The sequence below is a fragment of the Anaerolineae bacterium genome (assembly GCA_016931895.1).
In the GTDB taxonomy this organism is placed as follows: domain Bacteria; phylum Chloroflexota; class Anaerolineae; order 4572-78; family J111; genus JAFGNV01.
The window spans coordinates 1-18,508 of record JAFGDY010000208.1; the positions used below are offsets into that span (position 1 = coordinate 1).

Annotated in this window: 9 protein-coding genes; 1 reads left to right on the forward strand and 8 read right to left on the reverse strand. The window is 55.3% G+C overall.

The features are described 5' to 3' along the window. Positions 1-1,316 (reverse strand): extracellular solute-binding protein (locus JW953_15185; protein ID MBN1994039.1); only part of this gene is annotated, 1,316 nt, incomplete at its 3' end. Positions 1,317-1,643: 327 nt separating this feature from the next. Between JW953_15185 and JW953_15190 the strand changes: the two genes are divergently transcribed. Beyond that, positions 1,644-2,888, forward strand: coding sequence for a response regulator (locus JW953_15190; GenBank protein ID MBN1994040.1), 1,245 nt, complete (start codon positions 1,644-1,646; stop codon positions 2,886-2,888). Here the strand turns inward: JW953_15190 and JW953_15195 are convergent. The 7 genes from JW953_15195 to JW953_15225 form a co-directional block, all read right to left on the reverse strand. Further along, complete coding sequence (locus JW953_15195) at positions 2,806-5,079, reverse strand: hybrid sensor histidine kinase/response regulator (protein MBN1994041.1); 2,274 nt, start codon at positions 5,077-5,079, stop codon at positions 2,806-2,808. The genes JW953_15190 and JW953_15195 overlap by 83 nt on opposite strands. Before the next feature lie 63 nt (positions 5,080-5,142). Beyond that, positions 5,143-6,384 carry a DUF2088 domain-containing protein gene (locus tag JW953_15200; GenBank protein MBN1994042.1) on the reverse strand — a complete coding sequence of 414 codons (1,242 nt, stop codon included), beginning with the start codon at positions 6,382-6,384 and terminating at the stop codon, positions 5,143-5,145. Then, positions 6,385-7,527 (reverse strand): AmmeMemoRadiSam system radical SAM enzyme, encoded by a 1,143-nt coding sequence (gene amrS / locus JW953_15205; protein ID MBN1994043.1) that lies wholly within the window; start codon positions 7,525-7,527, stop codon positions 6,385-6,387. Between the two features lie 177 nt (positions 7,528-7,704). After that, a complete protein-coding gene (locus JW953_15210; protein ID MBN1994044.1) occupies positions 7,705-8,397 on the reverse strand; it encodes a metal-dependent hydrolase in 693 nt (230 codons plus the stop codon). Positions 8,398-8,502: 105 nt separating this feature from the next. Next, positions 8,503-11,958: a UvrD-helicase domain-containing protein gene (locus JW953_15215; GenBank protein MBN1994045.1), complete on the reverse strand. Its 3,456-nt coding sequence runs from the start codon at positions 11,956-11,958 to the stop codon at positions 8,503-8,505. A 3-nt stretch (positions 11,959-11,961) separates the two neighbouring features. After that, entirely contained in the window at positions 11,962-15,192 is a 3,231-nt protein-coding gene (locus JW953_15220; GenBank protein ID MBN1994046.1) for a PD-(D/E)XK nuclease family protein, read from the reverse strand. A gap of 181 nt (positions 15,193-15,373) precedes the next feature. Then, positions 15,374-18,226, reverse strand: coding sequence for a DEAD/DEAH box helicase family protein (locus JW953_15225; GenBank protein ID MBN1994047.1), 2,853 nt, complete (start codon positions 18,224-18,226; stop codon positions 15,374-15,376). Between the last annotated feature and the right edge of the window lie 282 nt (positions 18,227-18,508).

Here is an 18,508-nt window from a genome sequence, read left to right on the forward strand (position 1 = left end):
CCGCCAATCCAGAGGGTCGCCTGCTCGCTCCAGGCATTGCCGACCAGATTAGTCTTCCAGTTCTCAGTGTAGCTGGGCAGAGCCTTGGCCGCGTCAATAAAGATCTTGCCGGCTTGCTGACCGCCAACGTAGGGCACTGCTTCTTCATAGATGGGATTTTCCCAGTTGCCAGGCACTGGAGGCAAGATGCCAGTATCCACAAAGCGTTGGGCCAGTTGGCCTTCGCCATCTTCAAAGTAGACATAGAGCAGAACTTCGATGGACTTGTCAATATTGTTGGATTGCTTGACCACCGAACCGGACGCGCCACCCCAACTCCCTGCTTTGGGCCCATCAGGCACAAATTTGAGCCGCATGGGCGAATCGGCCACAAAGGCAGCGTCATCGGCGGTACCCTGTTTATGAATACCATACAGCCAGTCCGGCACAAACTGGGAGAGGAATTGGCCATCTTTGAACATGGCTACCTGGTTGCCCCAATCAATGTCAACCCGGTAAGGATTCATGCGGATCCAGGTTTCGTAAGCAGCTTTAAAACCGGGAGCGGTGATCATGGGTTCCCCATCCTCGCCGGTATACCAAACGCCATTTTGCAGCCTGAGGGTGGCGGCGCCGGCCGAGTAGATGCTTTCCATAACGGCGTAGCGAGGCCGGCCATCGGCCATCGTCGTCCCTGCGCCCACCGCTTCGCAGGCAGCAATGTAATCGTCCCACGTCTTCACGGTTTCCAGGTCAACCCCGTATTCTTTCCAGCCCGCATCGTGGTAGAGCAACAAGACCGGGTGAACATCATGAGGCGCGCCATAAACATTGCCGTCTTTGGTGTAGCGGTCAAAGCGGCTCTGTAGAACTTTTCCATCGTAGGGGCTGGCGGCAATGGCATCATTCAACTTCACAAAAGGAATTTCAGCATCTGTGCCTTTCATGAACTTGTTGATGTCTTCATTATTCTGTTCGATGATGTCGGGGAAGCCGCTGCCGGCCATGAGGGTAGTGGGGAATTTTTTGGTCATGGCATCGCGGTCTAAGATTTCCCAGGTCAGACTAAGGCCAAACTTGTCTTCAAGTTCTGACGTGCGCCGGTCATACTCAGGTTTGTGGTTTTCAGCCTGATACCAATACAACAACGAAACAGCTTCTGCTGGGGGGGCTTCTTCTTGGGGCTGCTCTTCGGCGGGTTCAGCAGCAGCCGGCTGTTGCTCTGCCGGAGCGGGTGCCGCTGGTTGGGCGCCACCACAAGCGGTAGCCACCACCCCGGCGGTGGTCAAAGCGCTGATGCGCAAAAAATCACGACGACTCAATTTTTGCTTTTGCATTGTTGTTATCTCCTCTTCATTGATTTAATAGATTTAGGTTAGTTATTATTGATATTGAAAACCGGGTGACTTTATTTTATCTGCTATCTTCCTCCTTTCTTTTGCTATAAAAACGGATATATTAAAACGCCAAGGGGGGCGAGTGAGGCACACCAAAACGGTTTGACAATACTTAAAAAGACTGGCTTAGTCAGCGACATTGTTTTCAAAGTTTGGGGAAAATAAATAGTTGCCAGTGGTTAAGGTACAATATATAATACAATAAAATGTACCTATTGTCAGGTACTTTAGGACTGGATTAGGCCAAAAAGAGGCCAAAAAAAGGACATGCTCTCCAGAAAAGAATTTTTAAAACACTTAAGAGAAGCTTTAAATCATCTTTATGACCCCAAATTTTTACGGCAAAGCCCGTTAGCCGACCTATTTGGGCTGGCAGAACGGTTTGATACCTCTTCCCAATTACAAAGTATTTTGATCGAAGCCATCGAAACCCTGCAGACAGAGGCCGAGGCATCATCGCTCTCACCCAACCGGCGAATTTATGAACTTCTCTTGTATCGGTATGTAGAGCATTTTAGCCAGAAAGAAGTAGCCGATCAATTTGACGTCAGCGTCCGCCACTTGCGTCGCGAACAGGATGCCGCCCTGGAAGTACTGGCTTACCGCTTGTGGGAACAATTCCACCTGGAAACAGAAATTGGCAAAAAACCAAAATCGCAAACTGACCCTATCCAAACACCAACAGCCGATGCCGCCGTTAATGATGAGTTGGCCTGGTTAAAAAACGTTCCCCCCGAAAGTACAACAGACTTGCAACAAACCCTGCCAGTGGTCTTAGATCTAGTTCGACCGTTAGCTACTCAGCATGGGGTCCGCCTGGAAGTTTCTATTGCCAATGACCTTCCCGCTTTAGTTATCCATCTGGTTGCCTTACGCCAGATTTTGCTTAACTTACTCACCGTAGCTATAGACCGATCGCCGGGAGGTAAAATTATCATCTCGGCCCAATTTAATCGTTGGGAAGTTCAAATTCAATTGCAATGCAGTTCTTGTGCCTCTCCGGCCACTCCTTTCTCGGATCAACAAAAAACCAGCCTGGAGATGACCCAACAAATGGTCAGCCTCAGCGGTGGCCAATTGACCCTTTCCAAAGACAACGTTCCCTTCAAGACAACCCTTACTCTACCTGCGGTGGAGCAAACGCCAGTGCTGGCCATTGACGATAATGCAGACACATTACAACTGCTGCAACGTTACACCACAGGCAGCCGATACCGGCTGGTGAGTACGCAAGATCCGGAACAAGCGTTAAACCTGGTTGAACAGTTGCAGCCGCAAATCATTGTGTTAGATGTAATGATGCCTCAAATTGATGGCTGGGAACTGTTGGGACGGCTGCGACAACACCCGGCGGCAGAGCACACGCCCATCATCGTTTGCACCATCTTGGCTCAAGAAGAATTGGCCCTCTCTCTGGGAGCCGATGCGTTTATTCCCAAGCCGGTTCAGCGGCAGGCTTTTCTGGCTGCGCTTGAGCGCCAAATCGAAATGAAGGGGACAGAACCTCGCTGATAGCCTGAATACAGGCCAGTAATCTTCGCACCGACAGCCCGCCACTTCGGGTGATGGTCAGCCGGTCGCTCACAATGGCCTCGCCGGTGGGATCTCTGGAAGAAATCACTATCACCGGAATGTCATAAATGGTTGGATCTTGACTTTTCTCCTCTAACACCTCCAAACCGTCCATACCCGGCATAATCAAATCCAGGAGCATCACATCGGGCCGTCTTTTACGTAACAATTCAAGGGCCTGTTGTCCATCCGTGGCTCGCAAAACGCGGTAGCTATGGTCTGTTGCAGAAAACATCCGGGCAAAGAGCTGGAGCACCTCGCGGGAGTCATCTACCAGCAACACATCCTTGATCTCGTCACTCAGGTCTGCTAACGTTGAGAACAATATCTCGCGGGTGACTGGTTTAACCAGGTAGCGCACTACCCCCAATCGTTGCGCCACTTCATCTTCACCGGGTACCCAACAAGCCAGGATAGGGGTGCCAAAAGGAAGGTTATTCAACTGATCCAGGGGGATTGGTCCTTGCTTGAGCGAAGGCGTATTCACAATAAGTGCCTGCGCCGGGGAATGGGTTATCTCCTTAATGGCCTCTTCCAGATCTCTCACCGGACAAATTTCAACGTCATCCAGATATCGAGTAAACAAACGTTGCAGTGTATTCCCCGTATCCAAGAGCACAAACCGGGGAATTAACTTGGGTACAGGCACCTTGGGCCACCAGTCACGGGCTTCATATTGCTCGTAAGGATTGAACCAACGTTTTGCATCCGTGCTGGTCTGAAGGGGAGGACGCGCTTCCAGGGGAAGGCTGAAAGTGATAGTGGTGCCCCGACCCACTTCACTCTCTAACCACATCTTGCCCTTGTGCATTTCTACAAATCGTTTACTGATACTCAATCCCAAACCACTGCCGCCATGCCGGCGCCGAAGAGAGCCATCAAGCTGCTGAAAAGGTTCAAAAAGTTTTTGCTGGTCCTCGGGAGCAATGCCGGGGCCTGTATCAATTACACTCATCAAAATATCATTTGTCTCTCGCCAAACCTTTACCCGCACTCCGCCTTGATCGGTGAAACGCCCGGCATTGCTGAGCAAGTTGATGATGACCTGACGGACGCGGGTGCCATCGCAGAACATCGGGGGCAGGTCTGGCGGAATTTCCGTCTCCAGATAAAGTCTCTTGGATTTAAAAAGGGCGTGTACGGCCAACGTGGCCGCATCCACAATCTCAGAAATGTTGACCCATTCTTTGCTCAGGGCCATCCGCCCGGCCTCAACCTGGCTAAGATCAAGCACATCATCCACCAGTCTCACCAATTGCTGGCTGTTACGCTGGATGGCAGTGATGTCGGCCAGGAGCGCGGGCGGCAAACTGTCGCCGTAAACCTGGGGAGACTGGGTAATCATTTCGGCAAAACCAATAATCATGTGCAAGGGAGTACGCAGTTCGTGACTCACATTGGCCACAAACTCTTCTTTGGCCCGGCGGGCCTCCTGGGCAACCTGATTCAGAGCCTTGAGCCGGTCGGACAATCTGGCCAATTCCTGGTTGGCCAAGAGCAAATCATCCTGAGCCTGCTTGAGTTCCACCTGCCGTTCCCGAATCTCCTCCATTCTTTCCTGGGCCTGTCTAAAATTAAAAAGAGACCACTGAGTCACCGTCAGGAGGGTATGGGTGGTGGCCCAGCCCAGGAGGCCGGTAAAGGCTCCGCCAACAATCGTGGCCAGGCCATAACCGGGGCGCAGCAGGGGCACCTCCGGGCCATAAACAAACCATGCCACTAACCCTATCACCAAACCTTCCACAATCAACCCCGCCGGCCAACCCACAATAAGCACAGCCATCAAGGGCAGCAGCGCATATAAAAAAACAACCTCTGGCTGCCGAGAAGCATATATAGCCAGCATAATTGAAATGGCCAGGCCAACCAGCCAAACAGTCTCGGCCACCAAGAGTTGTTTTGGCAGTAACCAGAGAGAAAGAGCGCAGGTTAACAGAATCACAACGGTTATGGGGAAAAAAGCCCGGTAGAGTTCGATAGAAAAGTTCCCGCCAAAAACCATATAATACCAGGTCAGATAGACACCCCCCGTAATGAGAATAAGATTACGCAAGGTAGATTGTAACAATTCGGTTGTGCCGGCGGTAAAAGCCGCTCTGGTCTCCGAGGAAGTACGGGTTAAATGCCACATAAAAACCTCCTTATTTGATGCCAGCCCAGGAGGGGCTTGGTGTATCCCAAACGATGGCCCATCCTAAAAAGCAAGCATTTTCCCGTGGCTATCAAACATATCAACCGGCTCGCCGCTCACTTCAAGGTCAGGCCGGGAAATTATCTCGGCCAGAACAGCTTTTGATACATAAACTTGGTCCAGGTGCAGCGTATCCTGAATACGGATAACCCGCTCCTGCCCCTCCGGGATCAAACCACAACCCCGGCGCGCCCAGGCATAGGCCTGCCCATCATTTTGAGCAATCAAGGGGATTTTGCCCCTTTCCAGAAAGGAACTGGTAACGATATTCTCATAAGTGGCCGCCAAATCAATTTTATTGAACAGTCTTTGGGTGATCACATCGGCCAATCCTAGGCCCAAGGCGTTACCGTGCGTCTCTTCGGTCAGATCACTGACCATGATTGATTTGATTAGGGGCCGATCCGGCTCTGCTTCACCCCTTATTTTGATACGGCCGATGATGTTGGGATCAAGTCCCACGCCGCTGATATTCTTGCCCAGCCGGTCAACCATCAAAATATCAATTTTGTCAACCGGCAATTTAGGCATGTTGGCCCTGGCCGTTTCCAACAATTTGGGTTCTTCAACCATTATTTCGTCAGCTTTGAGAACGTTGATCACCATTGTTTTATCGTAAGCGTTTTCCACCAGGGCAATCCCGGCTATAATTTTGCCGGTGGCCAGAATCTGTTTGGCCGTTAATGGAATCAATTCCCGCAGACCATAAACGCCAAAACTGTGAATTTCCAGAGCCTGGGCATGTTTGCCCAGGCCAATCACGCACATTTTGGCCAGGCCGCTTTCATAAAGACCATGATAATCGGTGTGGGGTTTGATCCGATTGATGAGGATAACGCCATCTGCTTCATAGGCGTAACGGCCCATAAAAACACGATTAGGGCTATCGTTTTTGGTTAACTCTACGGTTTCCATTGACGAGCGGATAGGCGCATCCATCGCTGCCGTGGTGATACCATAACTGGCCAAAATCTCTATCTGTCCTTCAGCCGTAGCCCCCCCGTGACTGCCCATTGCCGGGATGATAAAGGGCAGACCGCCCCGACTTTTGATAAAATCAGCCGTTGTTCTGACAATTTCGGCGATACCGGCGATGCCCCGGCTACCCACGGCCAGGGCAATACTGGTATTCGGGTGAATCAAGGGTTCTATCCGGCTCAGCTCAGCGGTGAGAGTAGCCGGTATATCCGCAATAACCGGGCATTCAAAATGCTGTTGAATTTTGACCAGTTGTAATGGCTGCATCTAAATCCTCACTCTTATTGGCCGCCGTGAAAAAATAGCGGCGGGGGAACCGGTTTGAACCTTATGGGCAGACCGGGGCCAGATGCCGGGGATAGGGTGGTTACATTTTGGACACGCGCCCTCATCGGTCAGATGATAGCTCAAAACGACAAATCCATAACGCTCAACCAAGAGCGTTTGACATTTGGGGCAATAAGTATTTTCCCAATTGCCCACCTCGCCGGGCCGGTTGCCGGCGTAAACGTAGTGCAGGCCCGCCTCCACCCCAATTTCAACAGCACGAATAAGCATGGCCGAGGTGGTGTTATCCGGTTCGGTCATCTTGTAATTCTTATGGAAAGCGGTCACATGCCAGGGAATCTCCGGCGACACTCCCGCAATAAAACGGGCGGTTTCCCACAACTCCTCGGTGGAGTCGTTGAAACCCGGCACAAGCAGGGTCAGCACTTCCAGCCAAAAATCGCGCCGGTAGAGTTCTTCAATCGTCCACAGCACGTGTTTGAGCTGCCCGCCCAACTCGCGGTAGTTTTCCTGGCGCATAGACTTGAGATCAACTTTGTAACAATCGGTGTAGGGTTTGAGGTAAGTCAACACCTCCGGGGTGCCGTGACCGTTGGAGACAAAGCCGGTTACCAGGCCAACGGCTTTGGCCTGCTTAAAAACCTCCACCGCCCATTCCGCGGTAATGAGCGGTTCATTGTAACTGCTCACTACCAGCCGCGCCTCTGTGCGTTGGGCGGATTGCACCAGGCTTTCAGCCGTAACCTGAGTTGGCGCGACTCCGGCGGCTTTATCGCGCAGGGCCTGGCTGGTAACCCAGTTCTGGCAGTAGCCGCACTGCAAATCGCAGCCGAGCATGCCAAAGGTTAAGGCATTACTGCTGGGCATGGCGTGGAAGAAGGGTTTCTTTTCCACGGGGTCGCTTTGCACGCCGGCGGCATAACCAAAGGGCACGCGCAGTACGCCACCTTCATTGTAGCGCACCTGGCAAATACCCCGGCGGCCCGGAAAGATCACGCAGCGATGTCCACAGGCAAAACAACGGACTTTATCGTCTGCCAGCTTTTCGTAGAGTTCGCCCTCAACCGTGGCGGTATCAAGAACCTCTTGCAGCGTGGCTTGCTGCGATGAAGAGAATGTCATTATAAAATCACCCCTTTCTGTTAGGATATTGTACTCTCGGCAGAAAGGGGTGTCAATGAATAACAAATAAGGGGGTCTGTCTCAATTTTTTGGTCTGCAGAGACAGGATAATGTCCTGTCTCTACAAATAGCCAAAAATCTGGGATACCCCTCAAACAAGGGATAAATTTTTGTTGGCTACAAGTTCAGCGAACCGCCGGGCGACAACACGAACACTTTGGTATCAGTCTCGGCTTCAACCCGCTTGGCCCAGGCCTCGGCGTCTTGCTCAATCACGGGCCAGCTATTGTAATGGGTAGGCACAGCCATTTTGGGCTTAACCAATTTGACGGCCTTCAACGCATCATCCGGGCCCATTGTAAAATTATCGCCAATAGGCAGCACAAACAGGTCAACGCCTTCCTGGCCGTAAAGCTGCATGTCGCCAAAAAGGCCGGTGTCGCAGGCCAGGTAAATCTTTTTGCCTTCCGCCGTAATCAGGAAACCGGCCGGGTTGCCGCCGTAGCTGCCATCCGGCAGGCCGGAGCCGTGATGGGCAATGGTCAATTTAACGTAGCCAAATTCGTGTTGATACCCCCCGCCAATATGCTGCCCATGCACCTGGCCGGCGGGCAGGCCCTGTTTACCCTTCAGCCAACCGGCAATCTCGGCATTGGCAATCACTTTGGCCCCGGTGCGTTTGGCAATAGGGACCAAATCAGCCACATGGTCGCCATGGCCGTGGGACGCCAAAATGTAATCCGCCTTTACCGTGCCGGGAGATACATCGGTTGTTGGGTTATCGGTGAAAAAAGGATCAATCAGAATTTGTTTGCCACCAATTTCCAAATTATGAGTTCCGTGTCCAATCCAGGTGTATTTTATGGTCATTTTTTTGCCTCCTCAAAAAATCGTGAATGACTTTTATCTGTAACAATAGGCCGGTGTTTTTGACGCTTAAGGTGAGTATAGCCCACAAATCAGGACTGTCAACGTTTAGGGCAACAACAATGTTTGGACCGATTGTTCCACATTCAAAAAAACCAATAAAACCTGGGGTTCGCTGCCCAGTTGTTGGGCAACAGCCTGGCGATAAGCCTGGACCTGCCGGTCGTAACCCTTTTCAGCAATGTATGTTTGCAGATTGACCTTTGGGGGCAGCCGGTCTGTTTTGAATTCAACAATCGTCCAGGGAGTATCGGGCGCGGTGCGGAACAACAGGTCTATGATGCCGCTGTGTAATTGCCCCTCCAGCATCAGGTTGTAGGGCACTTCGTGATGACGTTCGGCCACGGCTAATTGTTGGTAGAGTGGATGCGCTTGAAAACGGGCCAACAATCTGGCGGTCCGTTTTAAGGCTGTCTCAATGCTGACCGGATCGGTCAGCCCGGCATCCAGGGCAAAGGGACGCAAGAAATCGGGAAAATCCTCTGCATCGGGAAAATGCCAGTAACGCAGGGCAATATGGGTAAGGCTGCCGACCACCCAGGCCGGCACATCGTATTCACTGTCCGGCACCACCCGCCAAACCCGGGGAGGAGGGTCACTCTCCCATTCCTGAAGTTTTTCATCCAACTCGGCAGAAGGGGGTAAAGTTAAGGGCGCCAAGAGATCAAGGGACAGCGGCCGGGAGACAGGAACCGGAGAACGGTCTTCAGACAAAACCAGGCCGATGTTTTTGGGAGGAGGATAAACGGTACAACCCACCGCGCCGTTTTGCCAGGCCAGGGAGATAGTTTGGGCGGCGGCGGGCGGTTCGGCCAACTGTATTTCATTCAGGCCAACGACCCCGGCCAGGTCGGCCAGCCAGCCGCTGCCTTGAAGTTGAACGGCAGTTTGTTTGGCCGTACTCAATTTTACATTGCCGGAAACAATAATCTTTTCCTGGGCCCGCGTGACAGCCACGTAGAGCAACCGCCGTTCCTCGGCTGCCTTTTGTTCCGCCTCGCGGTAACTGGCCAGGCGAAAGATAGCCGGTTGGGTTTCGGCATTGGCCAGGTTTAGGGCCAGCCCCAATTCCTGATCCAGGTAAAAGGGTATGGCGTGAAAACCGCCGGTATAGCCGGCATCGGCCAACACCACCACCGGGAACTCCAGACCTTTGGCTTTGTGAATGGTCATCAATTGCACAGCACCACCCGCTTCGGTAGGAGCCTCGCTCTCCCGCGCGCCAACGTCGCTTAGCGCCTCAAGATATTCCAAAAATTCGGAAATATTGACCACTTCGCTGCGGTGGGCGTCGGCCAGCAGTTTGTCAACATTTCGGCGCAACCGCTCTCCGCCGGGAACCAGCCGCAGAATGGCCCGGTAATGCGTTTCATCCAAAAAACGTTTGAGCACCTGGGCCACCGAGACCCGTCCCACCTGGGCGTGCAAGGCGCCAATCATCCGGCAGGCAAAAGCAGCTCGCTGTTGTTCATCTTTAGCCAACGCGGCCAGCGCCTGGCCATTGTGTAAAGCCGGCCAAAAAGAACGGCGGGTATTGTCTTCGGCCCAACGCAATTGATAAAGGGCCGCATCGCTAAGGCCAATGGCGGGCGAACGAAGCAACCCGGCCAGGGCCAGGTCGTCGGTGGGATCGGCGATTGCGGCCAGGGCATTGAGTAAATCGCGTACTTCCGGCCGGTTGTAAAAACCGCGCCCGGCAATGGTCACAAAAGGAATGCCCACCTGCTCCAGGGCGTCTTCATACACGCCAAAGGCCGTACTGGCCCGGAAGAGCAGAGCCACGTCCTGCCAGTAGATTTGGCCGGCAGCATGCAGTTTATGCAAATGATCCGCCAGGCCAACAGCGGCGGCCCGCCGACCTTCATTTTTGTCCGCACCCAGGCCAAGTTGAAATTCAAGATAAGGGGATTTTATACCCTGGCGCGGCTCCTGGCGAAAGGCGACCAGCGGGGCAAAGGGCACCTCAAAGGGGCGGACGGGGTCATCTTCGGCGAGCATCAGGGGCGACAAAAGCACGTTGGTCAGGCCAACCAGGGCGCTGTGCGCCCGGAAGGTCAGGTCAAAATTAATAAGAGCGCCCCCTGCCGCCTGAATATCCGTTTGCACCTGACGAAAAACGGCCACGTCCGCACCGCGAAACCTATAGATGGATTGTTTGGCGTCGCCAACCACGAACAGGGAAGACTGGGAGATAGGAGAGTTGGGAGATAGTACTTGTCTATTCCTTTTTTTCGCCCCCTCCCCATTTTGAGCAGGCACTGCGGTTTCAGCCGGCTCAAAACCGGCCAGGGCGTACACAATCTCCCGCTGGCGTTGGTTGGTATCCTGGAATTCGTCCACCAGCAGCACGGCCTGAATCTCCTGTTGCCAGCGAGCGCGGACAGATTCATGGCCGACTAATAAGCGAACGGTCATCTGCTCCAGGTCGTCAAAATCAAGGGCCTGGGCATTGTTTTTGTAGCCCCGGTAAACGGCGCATGTGTACTCAAACAAACGCCGCACCAGGGGCAGCAGGGCGGCGGCCTGCATGTCAAGCGCCCAGCTCGGCGGTTTTTTGGGGTCAACCAGGCGACCGATCACCTGGTCAAAATGGTCGCGCAGGGCGCGCATAGCTTCTCGCGCCGCCTCAAGATCGGCTGCCGCCCAGTTGCCTTTTTGCCCGCCGGTGGAAACGGCACCTCGCAGGGCCACCAACGCCTCAAATACAACCGGCCAGTCCCGATTGGCCTGGGCTTGAGCGGCCCGGTCCCAACAGGCCAGCACCGCCCGACGGGCGACCTCCAGTTTGTCATCCTCATTTTGGGACTGTAAGGCAGCCAGCGTTCGTAGGGATTCTGACCAGGCGGGCCAGGCCAGGCGGATGGCCAACCAATGGTTCAATACGGCGGACCACTCTGCCAGAAGTTGATCATCCGGTTTTGCGGCCAGGGTGGATTCGGCATCCAGACGACGCGCCAGCAATTCCGCCAACAAATCACGCAGTTGCCCTTCCTGGAAAAAACTGAACAACTGCGCCACTTCCGGCTGAGTGGTCACCCAGGCCAACCCCTCTTCCACCGCGTGCGCCTGCCAGAGGGCGCTTTGACCCTCGTCCAGCACGACAAAGCCTGGGTCAAGACCGGCCTCAACGGGGTGGGTGCGCAGAATGACGGCGCATAGGCCGTGAATAGTGCTAATGCGGGCCGAGTCCAGGGCGCTGAATACTTCTTGCCACAACTGCCGGTCAGGGGTCGCTTCTGCCTGCGCCAACCACTGCGCGGTGAGGCCGCGCACCCGGTTACGCATTTCGCGGGCAGCTTTGTCGGTGAAGGTGATGGCCACCAGAGAGCGCAGCGGAAATTTCGACTCCAACAGAGAAAGATAGCGTCCCACCAGGGCCCGCGTTTTGCCCGACCCCGCCCCGGCAGTAACGGAGATAGCTGTGTCGCGGGCCGTGGTTGCGGCCAGTTGGTCGTTGGTGAGTTGAAAGAGGGAGAGAATGGAAGAATTATCTTTCGTCGCCATTATCTACCAGCCTTTGGCCTGATACTGCCAACAAAATTTAACTCCCGGACAGTGGCCGGGACAACCGGCGGGCGGCGGCAAGGGCGCAAACCAACCGGCCCGCACTCCGGCGATATGCTTAAAAGCATGATTGATGGCTGTGTTGAGCGCCCCGGCCACGCCGCCCTCAAATTTTTCAAGCTTGAGGCTGCTGGCTTTGGCCGAGCCGATGTGCCAGTAAAAACCATCGGCAATGTCGCCCAGGTGCAGCGCCTGGCGAGCAGCTAGGGCATAAAAGGCAATTTGTAAACGACGCCCCTCCACCAGGTCACGGGCAACGATGGGGGTAGCGCCTGATTTGTAATCAATGATACACAAACGGCCATCGGCGGTTTGGTCTATCCGGTCAATGAAACCGCGCACTCTAAACTCATCTCCGTCACGTTGAACCACCAAAGGCGGTTCATCTTTCAGGCCAAAGGTCTGCTCCTGGGCCAACGGCGTATTGAGGGCGGTCACTTCGGCCAAAGCGGCCAGGGTTTTGGCCATGATTTGTTCCAATTCGCGCCGCTGCACGGCCCACAAAGCTGTGGGCCGGAAACCGTATACAGCCGGAGCTTTATCAAAAATTTCTTGGGCCACCGCAGGCAACAGGTCCAGTAAATGTTCACTATCCGCCGGAGTATCGGCGACCCGGCGGTAGACCTCTTCCAAAATCTCGTGGTACATACTGCCCAGGATGAACACGTCGAAGCCCTCGGCCGGCGCCCGGCGCAATTCCAGGCCCAAATCTAACCATAGCCAAAAATGGTGCGGGCAAAGGCCATAGGCCTCCAAACGGGTAGCGCTCCACACGTGTTCAGGGCCGTAAACAGCCGTGAGCCGGTTGGACAAAGCAGACAAATCCCCCTCAAAAGGACCTTGCGGTGCAACGGCCAGGCGGGTTTGCAGCACAGCCACCCCCTGAACGGTTCGGGCGGCGGCGGCGGCTAATTTCTGCTCACCCTGGTCAAACTCGGCCGGTTCAAGTTGGGCCACCAAACCGCCCTGCACAAACTCTTGCGGCGAGGCCGACTCGCTTAAACCCGGCGGGGCTTCCGGCCGGATGTGTTCCGGCGGCGGTTGGTCAAACAAGCCGTACACTTGCGACCAATAGGGCGACGGCTCCCACGGTTGGCCGTCGTCGGCCAGGTAGGGGCGGCAGAGGAACAGCTTTTCCCGGGCGCGGGTCACGGCCTGGTAAAAAAGGGTGATCTCATCGCCTCGCAGGCGATTTTCCAGCGCAGACAGGCCGGCCAGGCGCAGGGCGCGGCGATCTTCTTCGCGCAGCAAAATGTCTTCCCGTTCGGGCCGGGGAAATTCGCCTTCGGCCAGGCCAAGCAACGCCACGGCCTTGAACGATAATCCCCGCGCGTCCAACGCCGACAGCACCGGCAGGGCCGCCTCCGGGGGGTCGGGCGGGGGCAGGGCGTAGGTAGCGCCCTGAACCGCGCCTTGCAGTTCCTGGTAAAATTGATCATATGTGATCTCAGGCGGGCTGGGAGAGGATGAACTCTGGCGCAACGACGCTTCGGCCAGCACCAAGCCGCGCAGCGCATCTTTGAAAGCGCGCAGAGCCGCAATATCACGGAAGGCTGTGGCTGATACGGCCCTGGCGCGGTTGACGAGACCAAGACTTTTTGCTTCTCCTTTTGAGGGAGAGAGGGTATCAATTTCCAATTTTGGGTCATCGCCGATGAGGTTTTCCACAAAAGCGGCGTACCGGCGCAGGGTGGTTTGGGGGGGCGGCGTGAGACGGCCCACAAAGGCCTCAAAAGCCTGTTGCAAAGCCAGGGCTTGGGTGTGGAGAAGCTGACCGGCGGAAAGGGCATCTTCGTCGTCTCGCGCTTCAAGGTTTGAGTGTTTAGACACTTGCGCTTGCAAAGCTTCCCGCCATTGATCAAGGCCTCGGATCACCAATCCCCGCCGGGCGACAACGTCGAGATGGTCGGCATGGGGAGTTCCCACGCCGGGGGCCAGGTTTTCAAAATAGGGGCTGCGCCAGGCGTCAACCATCCGACGACGAGGCCAATTACCGTCAAGACTATCACTTTGGGCAGGCAGCGCCAACAACGAGAGCAGCGCCGCCACTGCGGGATTGGCGGCCAGGTTCAAACGCTCCCGGAGACGCAGGGTCAAACCAAATTCAGCCGCTACCTCCTCAATAAAGGGAGAGTAAGGGGTCAAATCACGGGCAATCAGGGCCACATCGGCGGGGGCCAGCCGGTCTCTGACCAGGCGGGCCTTCAGCCAACGCAGGGCGGCGCGGGTTTCTTCGGCTCGATTTTGGGCTTCGACAAAGGTGACGCTTGTCTGGGCAAGTTCTGCTTTTAAGGGGGCGGCGTGAGGATTAAAAAGGTTCGCTTCCAGGTGGGTCAGCGCAGCCGGAGACGGTGAAACAGATTCTTGGGGCAGCGGTTCCGGCTCAAGTTTTAAGGCTTCGCTGACGGCTTGCAAGGCCCGGGTAAAACGGCGCAAAGCCGGGCGGGCAGCGGTTCCGGCGGAGGCGAAAGCTGTGGCCGGGTCGCCGGTTAAGGTGATGATGGTTTCGGCGGCGCGTTGGGCCAAAGATTTGAGCACGTCTAACTGGGTGGGATTAAATTCGTCAAAGCCGTCAACAATGAGCAAGCGCAGGTGGCGTCCTAAATCGGGCTGGCGTTCCAGGGCCAGGGCGGCCAGCCAGCCCCGGCCTTCCGTGTCGGCCCAGCGGTAATCGAGCAGCCAATCCTGGTAGATGGCGTATATGTCGGCCAATTCGGTGAGGCGGGGTTGCTGATGGGGCAGCGATTGGATGGCCTGGCGGAACGCCTCCCGCCGGATGCCGGCCCGTTTGAGTTCTTCCACCAACGAGCGCAGGGTCACTACAAAACCCGGTTTATCGCGTAGGGGGGCATAATAAGACAAACGGCCTTCATCGGTAAGCCGGGTGACGATGCTGCGCAACAGGTGATATTGCACGGGTTCGGGCAGGCATGGCTCCAGTTTACCGGCCCAGGCCAATATTTCGGCGTAGAGGCCGTAAAAGGTTTGTAACTGCACGCCCAGGGCACCCCCAGCGGCGCTCAAGCGGTAGCGGAAGGCGTTTACCTGGGCCTGGTTGGGGAGGATAACCTCAATAGAGGTCAGGGGGTCAGCAACGCGAACCTGGCGGATACGCTCCAGGGTATAGGCGGTTTTGCCGCGTCCGGCCGGGGCCAGGTAAAGGTGGATCGTCATCAGTAATCAATCTTTAAAGTAACTACTCACCGCTCAAGCCAAATGACGCCATAAACAGACGACCAATGACCAACGACGAACGATCATTCTGACGAACGAACAATGACCAATTTTTACCGTTCGTCGTTGGTCGTTTGTCATTGGTCGGAAGGGGTCCTGGCCAAAGCAATAAACTCTCAAATCACAATCCCGCCTCCGCCACCAACTCGTAACCTTTGTTGACCAAATCCTGTACCGTCTCAATCAGGTTTTCGGCGGTTTCAATTGAAGGCGGCGGAGCTTCTTCCTCGTCGCCGGGCGGCGCGGTCAATTCGCGGACATGGGCCAGGCGGGCAGCCAGGCTTTCGTCAATCCGTTTGCTTTCCACCAATTCAGCTTGCACCAGGCGCGGCGAAGGCAGCTCGGGGCCGGGTTCGCGGTCTTTAACCAGGGTCAAATGAGCGGTCAAAGCCCAACCCAGGGCCTGGTGGATGGGGCGCATCACTTCTTCTGGAAAACCGCCTTGCAACACCACCCGGGCCAGTTGCAGGCGTTTGCCGGCGGTATCCAGACCTTCGCGGGCTTTTTGCAGGCGGCGGGTATCGGCTTCGCGGACGGCAGCCGGGGCGGGCATAGAGGGGGCGCGGTAGAGATCGCCTTCGGCCTGGGGGCCGGGCTGTTCGATGGCTCCGCCGGTAAGGGCCAACAAGGCGCGATAACCTTCTTGTTCCATCAGGTGCAGGCCGGGGATTGTGGTCGACTCGTCTGCGCTGAAATGTTGGGTTAACAGTTTCTCAATCTGGGGCCGCAAATCGGCAGGGGTTTTGTCAACCACCACCAAAATGTTGCCGTTGGCTTGAGCGCCGGGGAGGTGAGGCGCGCGGCGCACCAGCATAATCCGGCCAGGGAAATGGCCCACCAGTAAATCGGCAAAGGCGCGCAGGGTTGGCGTGGCTGCCGGCTCCGGCGCGGCCTTGGGCGCCAGGTCCACCTTCACTTCCACCGGCGGCGCGCCCAACATTTCATCCAGCTTTTGCATCAAACTCTGGCCGGTATCGTGGAAGGTGATGGAATCGGGCGCTTCTTCGCTGCCAAAAACTCCGGCAAAAACGTCACGTTTGGCGGCCAGGGTATCGAGCATGCGCTCCTCGATGGTGCCTTTGGCCACCAAGTTGATGACGTTGACCGTATGCGGCTGGCCGTGGCGATGGGCGCGGGCAATGCGCTGGTCGAGCACCGCCGGATTCCAGGGCAAATCAAGATTGACGACCAGGCTGGCCGCCTGCAAATTCAGGCCCACACCGCCGGCATCAGTTGAGAGGAATACTTTGCACTGGTCGTCGTTAAAAAAACGTTCAATCAGCGCGCCGCGTTTGGGCGTGGGCACGTCACCGCTGAGGGTCACGTGGCCCAGATTGAGCCGGTTCAGCACGGGATAGGTCAGGTGGAGCATGGTGGTCCACTGGCTGAAGAGGATGGCCTTGTGACCGTTATTGGCCACTTCGTCGTCGAGGATTTCTGCCAATTCTTGCAGCTTGGGCGAGGTTTTTTCGCGCTCTTTTTCCGGCAGGTGAGGATCATGCAGGGCCAGGGCGTTGCAGATGAGGCGCATTTTGACCAGCGCGCCAAGCAGGATTTGGTGCTCTTTGGGCGTTAAGGGCCGGCGGCGGGCGGTGGCAATGAGTTTGGCCACGGTGTTACGGTATTCGTCGTAGGCTTTCCACTGGGGGTCGGTCATGGGCACAAAAAAGTTGCTGTCAATCCGTTCCGGCAGGTCTTTCAACACTTCATCCCGCACCCGGCGCAGCACATAGGGCGAGATTTCATGGCGCAGTTCTTCCAAATTTTTGTAGCCCAGCACTTTGTAGGAACCGGAGGAGCGACGCTCTACCTGGAAAAAACGTTGATTGAACCGCCACAACGGGCCAAGGATGTTGGGGTCAATAAATTGGAAAATACTGTAGAGTTCGTCCAGCCGGTTTTCCAACGGCGTGCCGGTCAACACAAAAGCGTAGGGGCTGCGCAAACGTTTGACGGCGTCGGCAGTTTTGGTGCGCCAGTTTTTAATGCGCTGGGCTTCGTCAAGGATGATGAGATCGGGCCGCAGGCTGCGCAGGTCTTCCTCGTCGCGCAGCACCAATTCGTAATTGATGATGTTAAAGAAAGCCGGGTTGTGGTAGGAGTTGCGGCGGGTGGTCAGGTCGCCTTCGATGACCTCCGCGGGAAAAGAGGTGAATCGTTTGATCTCGCGCGCCCACTGGTGTTTGAGCGAGGCAGGACAAACAACCAACACTCGCTGGATGTCGCGCAATTGGTTGAGCAGGCTGCTGGCGGCGATGGCCTGCACGGTTTTACCCAAGCCCATATCGTCGGCCAGCATGGCCCGGCGGCCAAAAGCCAGGTGCATAGCGCCCTGCTCCTGGTAAGGATAAAGGGGCGTGGAAAGCAGATTGAGGGAACGCTGGCCACGCTCGATTTGCTCTGTGAACCATTCTTTCTGGCGTTGAATGGCCTCAATGTCTTGCAGGCGCTCTAAATAACTGTATACTTCGGGCGTGATTTGAATAGAGTCGCGTTGCGCGGCGGACAGAGCCTCGATGTCTTGCAGCAGGGCGGGTAGGGTTTTGGTGACCGAGCCGGTGAGCAGACCGTCGGCGTCAAAATAACGATGCAGGGTTTCGCGCAAGGCTGATTTTTCCGGCAGGGGGAGGGTGATCCGCACGGTGGTTTCTTCGGCGTGGTGCAGAAAAATTTGGGATACAGGCGGCCGTTGGGCGGCTACTGCGTCCCACTGATCGCCCAGATTCTCTTTGAGGTGGAGCAGGACCGCTTCGATATGCTTACAAGTGCCCAACAAGTTGGTTTTATAATCGGCGCAGGAGCAACTATTGAGCAAATCCGTTAAAGAGCGAATCTGAACCCGGTAGGTTTGTTTGGATTGTGAGGTCACGTCAAAAAGGCTATAAACGGGCTGGCTGCCTTTGTTTTCAATAGCGGCAATATCTTCAGTAGCGCGTTTGCGGCGGCGCTCGATCTGTTCTTGGACGTCAACCATGGTGTGCTCCTTTTTCATAAAAACCGGCAAAGATAACGACCCATTGTGCGTAATTCTGCCGGGTGTTTTTTAAGACGTGTTGCGTAGACGGAAGACAGTGTACGCAGCATTTATTCAAACTGAACGAGGCAGGCTAATTACAACCAACCGGCTGAGATATTTTAACACGCTTGTTTATTTGGAGCTAAATTGGGGAGAACGTATCAACAATATTTGACACAGACACCGTTGAAGTTTATCATTCAAAGTCAACAACAGTGAATTTTAGAGGAATGGCGGGCA

Coding starts and splice junctions, on each gene's coding strand:
- amrS (MBN1994043.1), bottom strand. CDS start 7,527: ATGACATTCTCTTCATCGCAGCAAGCCACGCTGCAAGAGGTTCTTGAT.
- JW953_15195 (MBN1994041.1), bottom strand. CDS start 5,079: ATGTGGCATTTAACCCGTACTTCCTCGGAGACCAGAGCGGCTTTTACC.
- JW953_15225 (MBN1994047.1), bottom strand. CDS start 18,226: ATGGTTGACGTCCAAGAACAGATCGAGCGCCGCCGCAAACGCGCTACT.
- JW953_15200 (MBN1994042.1), bottom strand. CDS start 6,384: ATGCAGCCATTACAACTGGTCAAAATTCAACAGCATTTTGAATGCCCG.
- JW953_15215 (MBN1994045.1), bottom strand. CDS start 11,958: ATGGCGACGAAAGATAATTCTTCCATTCTCTCCCTCTTTCAACTCACC.
- JW953_15210 (MBN1994044.1), bottom strand. CDS start 8,397: ATGACCATAAAATACACCTGGATTGGACACGGAACTCATAATTTGGAA.
- JW953_15220 (MBN1994046.1), bottom strand. CDS start 15,192: ATGACGATCCACCTTTACCTGGCCCCGGCCGGACGCGGCAAAACCGCC.
- JW953_15190 (MBN1994040.1), top strand. CDS start 1,644: ATGCTCTCCAGAAAAGAATTTTTAAAACACTTAAGAGAAGCTTTAAAT.